Source organism: Geobacter sp. PheSNFMC, from assembly GCF_059620965.1.
The window spans coordinates 1-4,824 of sequence record NZ_JCAMRN010000115.1 but is presented as its reverse complement, the minus strand read 5'-3'; the positions used below and the strand labels follow the sequence as shown (position 1 = coordinate 4,824).

At 61.6% G+C, this 4,824-nt stretch carries 8 protein-coding genes; all 8 read left to right on the top strand.

Features of this window, described 5'->3' with window-relative positions:
• Positions 1-1,642 (top strand): translational GTPase TypA (gene typA, locus AC6CDK_RS17585; RefSeq protein ID WP_496639944.1); only part of this gene is annotated, 1,642 nt, incomplete at its 5' end.
• Between the two features lie 116 nt (positions 1,643-1,758).
• Positions 1,759-2,523, top strand: a complete 765-nt coding sequence (locus AC6CDK_RS17580; RefSeq protein ID WP_039642741.1) for an outer membrane protein assembly factor BamD — start codon at positions 1,759-1,761, stop codon at positions 2,521-2,523.
• A gap of 1 nt (position 2,524) precedes the next feature.
• A complete protein-coding gene (locus tag AC6CDK_RS17575; protein WP_039642744.1) occupies positions 2,525-2,896 on the top strand; it encodes a nuclear transport factor 2 family protein in 372 nt (123 codons plus the stop codon).
• 29 nt (positions 2,897-2,925) lie between these two features.
• Positions 2,926-3,300 (top strand): fluoride efflux transporter CrcB, encoded by a 375-nt coding sequence (gene crcB / locus AC6CDK_RS17570; RefSeq protein WP_039648060.1) that lies wholly within the window; start codon positions 2,926-2,928, stop codon positions 3,298-3,300.
• A 9-nt stretch (positions 3,301-3,309) separates the two neighbouring features.
• Positions 3,310-3,669: a DUF190 domain-containing protein gene (locus AC6CDK_RS17565; protein WP_039642745.1), complete on the top strand. Its 360-nt coding sequence runs from the start codon at positions 3,310-3,312 to the stop codon at positions 3,667-3,669.
• Positions 3,666-4,175: a rhodanese-like domain-containing protein gene (locus tag AC6CDK_RS17560; RefSeq protein ID WP_039642746.1), complete on the top strand. Its 510-nt coding sequence runs from the start codon at positions 3,666-3,668 to the stop codon at positions 4,173-4,175. Before AC6CDK_RS17565 ends, AC6CDK_RS17560 begins: the two co-directional genes overlap by 4 nt.
• On the top strand, positions 4,175-4,591 hold the full coding sequence (locus tag AC6CDK_RS17555; protein ID WP_039642748.1) for a MauE/DoxX family redox-associated membrane protein: 417 nt from the start codon (positions 4,175-4,177) through the stop codon (positions 4,589-4,591). The genes AC6CDK_RS17560 and AC6CDK_RS17555 overlap by 1 nt, the downstream gene beginning before the upstream one ends.
• A gap of 71 nt (positions 4,592-4,662) precedes the next feature.
• The coding region (locus AC6CDK_RS17550; protein WP_496639945.1) for a glycerol-3-phosphate acyltransferase at positions 4,663-4,824 on the top strand (162 nt) is incomplete at its 3' end.

Here is a 4,824-nt window from a genome sequence, read left to right as displayed (position 1 = left end):
GGGCATCACCATTCTGGCAAAAAACCTGTCGGTACACCACGGCCGCTACAAGATCAACATCGTCGACACCCCGGGCCACGCCGACTTCGGCGGCGAAGTGGAGCGGGTGCTCAAGATGGTCGATTCGGTGCTGCTTCTGGTCGATGCCCTGGACGGCCCCATGCCCCAGACCCGGTTCGTGCTCAAGAAGTCCCTCGATCTTGGCCTGAAACCGATCGTGGTCATCAACAAGATCGACCGCCCCGGCTCACGCCCCGACGAGGTGGTGGACATGGTCTTCGACCTGTTCTGCGAACTGAACGCCACGGACGAGCAACTCGACTTTCCCATCGTCTATACCAGCGCCAAGCTCGGGTTCGCCAAGCTCGACCTCAATTCCGACTCCAGCAGCATGGAGCCCCTCTTCGCGGTGATCGAGAGCAACGTCCATCCGCCGGCCGGCGATGCGAAGGCCCCGTTCCAGCTCCTCGTGACCAATATCGACTACAACGACTACATCGGCCGGATCGCCACCGGCAGGATATTCAACGGCCGCGTGAAGGCCGGCGAGACCGTGGCGCTCGTGCGGCGCGACGGAAGCATCCAGCGGGGACGTATCACCAGGCTCCTGGGATACGAGGGGCTCAAGCAGGTGGAGATCCCCGAGGCATGCACCGGCGACATCGTCACCGTGGCCGGCTTTGACGACGTGGGCATCGGCGAGACCCTGGCCACTGCAGACAATCCGGTGGCGCTTCCCTATCTGTCGATCGACGAGCCGACCATTTCAATGAACTTCATTGTCAATTCCTCTCCCTTTGCCGGCCGTGAGGGGAAGTTCGTCACCTCCCGCAACATCCGGGAGCGCCTTGACCGGGAGCTGCGCACCAACGTGTCGCTACGGGTGGAGGATACGGCCAACGCGGACACGTTCAAGGTTTCCGGCCGGGGCGAGCTTCACCTGTCCATCCTCATCGAGAACATGCGGCGCGAAGGATTCGAGATGGCGGTTTCCAAGCCGGAGGTCATCCTGCGAATGATCGACGGCACGAGGATGGAACCGATGGAGTACCTGGTGGTGGACGTCCCCTCCGAGTTCCAGGGTGCCATCATCGAGAAGATGGGGCCCCGCAAGGGGGAGATGACATCCCTGCAGCCCATGGGCGAAACGGTGCGGCTGGAGTTCATCGTGCCGGCCCGGGGGCTCATCGGCCTGCGGGGGGAACTCCTCACCGAGACGCGGGGCACAGCGGTCATGACCCACACCTTCCACGACTATGCCCCTTACAAGGGAGATATCCCGGGGCGCAAGAACGGTGTCCTCATTGCCATGGAACTCGGCGAAACCACCGCCTATGCCCTCGACGCTCTCCAGCCCCGGGGAATTCTCTTCATCGGTGCCGGTGTGGAAGTCTACGGGGGGATGATCATCGGCCAGCACGCCAAGGACAACGATCTGGACGTGAACCCCTGCAAAGGAAAGAAACTTACCAATGTCCGGGCCTCCGGTTCGGACGACGCAATCAAGCTCACCCCGCCGCGCATCCTCACCCTGGAGCAGGCCCTGGAGTTCATTGACGACGACGAACTGGTAGAAGTGACCCCCCAGTCCATCCGGCTCAGAAAGAAAGAACTCGATCCGAACAGACGGAAACGGAAGTGACAGGAGGCGTTTCACCGGTTCGCAAAGTTTCCCCGGCCGGAGTCGGGGGAACTTTGCTTGACTTTGCCGGGTGATTTTTCTACTTTCATCAGTGATATCCGACGGAAGGTGAGACCATGAACGTGTCCAGGCTCCGCCCCCTCTATCCCACCCTGCTCCTCCCGCTGCTCCTTGTGGCCGGCTGCGGGCTTTTCGCCTCATCTACGGCTCCGGTGAGCCGCAGCCCCGAGGCCATGGCCCGGGAGGCGGAGGAGTTTCAGAATTCCCGTCGATTCGAGGACGCCATAGCCCAGTGGCGCAAGGTGAAGGAAAGTTACATTTCTCCCGAACTGATCACCCTGGCCGAGATCAAGATCGCCGACGCCCAGTTCGACAGCGGCAACTACATCGAAGCTGCCGCATCCTACGAAGAGTTTCGCAAGCTTCATCCCAACCACGAGAAGTCGGCCTATGCCCTTTACCGCCAGGGGCTGAGCTATTTCAACCAGATCCATGGATTCGACACCGACCAGACCCCCGTGTCCAATACGGTCACCATTTTCGAGTCGTTTTTGCGCCTCTATCCCCAGTCCGAGTATGCGGAAGAGGTGCGCAACAAGCTTGAAGCGGCCCGCCAGAACCAGGTCCAGTACGAGATTTACGTGGGACAGTTCTATTACCGTACCGAAAAGTACACCTCCGCCATCAAGCGGCTGGAGGATGCCCTGAAGCGCTATCCCCGTTCTCCGCTCCACGACGAGACCCTCTACTACCTGGGCAAGGCCTATATCAAAGCCGGTGACAAAGCCGGCGGACGCGAGGCGTTCCAGCGGCTTTTCAGCGAGTTTCGCACAAGCAAGTACGTTGACGAGGCCCGCTCGTTCCTGGACAAGAACTTCTGACATGAGACGCCTTCCGGCGCTGCTGCTCCTGCTTTCACTTGCCGGCTGCGGCGGAGACCGGCGCGCCGTGGAAGAGGTCCTGCGGCTGCGGGAGGAGGCGCTCAGCCGGGGAGACGTAACCCTCTACGCATCTCTTCTCTCGCCCGAGTACCGGCAGGCGCGGCCCGACCTGGAGCAGAACCTGCTGCACTCCGGTCCGATCGGGTACCGCTCACTGGACCGCCGCATCCGCCTGGATGGAACCACTGCCGAGGTCGCCGGACGCTACGTGATGAAGGCGAACGTCAAGGGGCGCGTCCTTGAGCTGACAGGACAGGAAACCATTGTTCTGCACCGGGAGAAGGACGGCTGGAAGATCGCCGGCGGGCTGTGAGCATTCCCCGCCTCGTTGGGCACCCATTCATGACCACCATCCTTGCCATAGCCGTTTTCGGCGCCATCGGCTGCGTCGCCCGCTATCTCCTGGCGGGCGGGGTCTACGCTCTGGCCGGCAGGGCGTTCCCCTGGGGGACGCTGGCGGTCAACGTCATGGGGTCATTCCTCATCGGCCTGATCATGGAAGCCGCTCTCCGGACCACCGTGATGTCCCAGGAACTACGCCTGGGGCTCACCATCGGTTTTCTCGGCGGATTCACCACCTTTTCGACCTTCAGCTATGAGACGTTCAAGCTCTTGGAAGATGGTGAGTTTTTCTCTGCCTCGCTTAATGTCCTTGCCAGCGTGGCCCTCTGCCTCGTCGGCACGTGGGCCGGTATCGTGGCGGCGCGGCAGTTGTAGGGAGGCGTCATGACGAGATTCATCGGTGAAAAGATACTCATGCGGATATTCATCGGCGAAGGGGACCGGTGGGGATCCAGCCCTCTCCATGAGGCGCTTCTGGAGCTGCTCAGGCGTGAGGGATGCGCCGGCGCCACGGTGCTGCGGGGGGTGGCCGGCTTCGGGGCATCAAGCGTCTGTCATACGGCCAGGCTTCTGGATCTTTCCGCCGACCTGCCCATGGTGGTGGAAGTGGTTGACGATCAGGAGCGGCTCGATGCTCTAATGCCGAAGATAGACGACATGATGACGGGCGGGATGATCACCCTGGAGAAGGCTACGGTGATCCGCTACACGCCGGCAGGAAAGGGGGCAGCCGCAACGCCATGAAGTCAGATCCGAAACGTCTTGCCGCCGAAATGGCGATCATTGTCGCCGTGGCCGCCATCATCGGCATAACCTGGAATTACCGGCTTCTGGCAGATGTCTTCCAGGGGCGCGCCGTGGGTGCGGGAACACCCGGCCCTCCCCCGGCGGCAACCGGCACAACGGCTCCCGTTCCTCTTCCTCTGGGTCTCATGCAGGTGAAAGAGCTCTTCGACCGCAACGAGGCACTCATCATCGACGCCAGGGACCGCGACTCTTACGGAGCCGGGCACATCAGGGACGCTGTCCTGCTCCCCCTTGGCGAGGCAGACCAGCTCATTCCGCCGCTGGCGGCCAACACCCCCAAGGACCGGTTTCTAATCGTCTACTGCAACGGATACGATTGCCACGACAGCCGCGCCTTGGGGGAAAAGCTCATCCGCGCGGGCTTTGCCCAGGTCTACGTCTTTGAGGGCGGTTTCCCCGAATGGCGGGACGCAGGCTATCCGGTTACCACGGGAGGTTCGTGATGGATGCGGTGAAACGTCACCTCACAGCCCTGCTGCGGGTTGCTCTCGGCGCGGTATTCCTCTATGCTGCGCTCATCAAGATAGCCAATCCTCCCGCCTTTGCCGGCAATGTGGCCGCCTACCAACTGCTTCCGTATGCCGGCAACTACCTGGTGGCAGCCATCCTGCCGTGGATTGAGGCCATCTGCGGCCTGCTGCTCGTGACGGGCTGGAGAGCCCGCAGCGCCGCAGCCCTCGTGGCGGCCATGAACATGCTGTTCATCGTCCTGCTCTTTTCCACCGTGGCTCGCGGGCTTGACATCGACTGCGGCTGTTTCCGCCAGGGAGGAGAGAAAACCACTGCCTGGACGGCCATTTTCCGTGACATCTTGTTGCTTGTTGCGGCTGTTTTCGTCTTTCGTAAAACAAAACAATGACTGTTCTCGTATTGCCGCATCCCGCACAGTGGTGTAGGATGCGAACGTTTCGTTAATAGCTGGAGACCCGCGTGCTGAACGAACTCATTCTTACCGCCGTCGCCTACCTAGTCGGATCGATTCCCACGGGACTGCTCCTGGCTCGTGCCTTCGGCGTCGACATCCGCGTCACCGGTAGCGGAAACATCGGCGCCACCAACGTCTACCGCACTCTCGGCCGCACCGTCGGCATT

What these genes read in the sequence shown, in the direction of transcription:
- AC6CDK_RS17580 (WP_039642741.1), top strand. Translation starts at nt 1,759, where the DNA reads ATGAACGTGTCCAGGCTCCGCCCCCTCTATCCCACCCTGCTCCTCCCG.
- AC6CDK_RS17575 (WP_039642744.1), top strand. Translation starts at nt 2,525, where the DNA reads ATGAGACGCCTTCCGGCGCTGCTGCTCCTGCTTTCACTTGCCGGCTGC.
- crcB (WP_039648060.1), top strand. Translation starts at nt 2,926, where the DNA reads ATGACCACCATCCTTGCCATAGCCGTTTTCGGCGCCATCGGCTGCGTC.
- AC6CDK_RS17565 (WP_039642745.1), top strand. Translation starts at nt 3,310, where the DNA reads ATGACGAGATTCATCGGTGAAAAGATACTCATGCGGATATTCATCGGC.
- AC6CDK_RS17560 (WP_039642746.1), top strand. Translation starts at nt 3,666, where the DNA reads ATGAAGTCAGATCCGAAACGTCTTGCCGCCGAAATGGCGATCATTGTC.
- AC6CDK_RS17555 (WP_039642748.1), top strand. Translation starts at nt 4,175, where the DNA reads ATGGATGCGGTGAAACGTCACCTCACAGCCCTGCTGCGGGTTGCTCTC.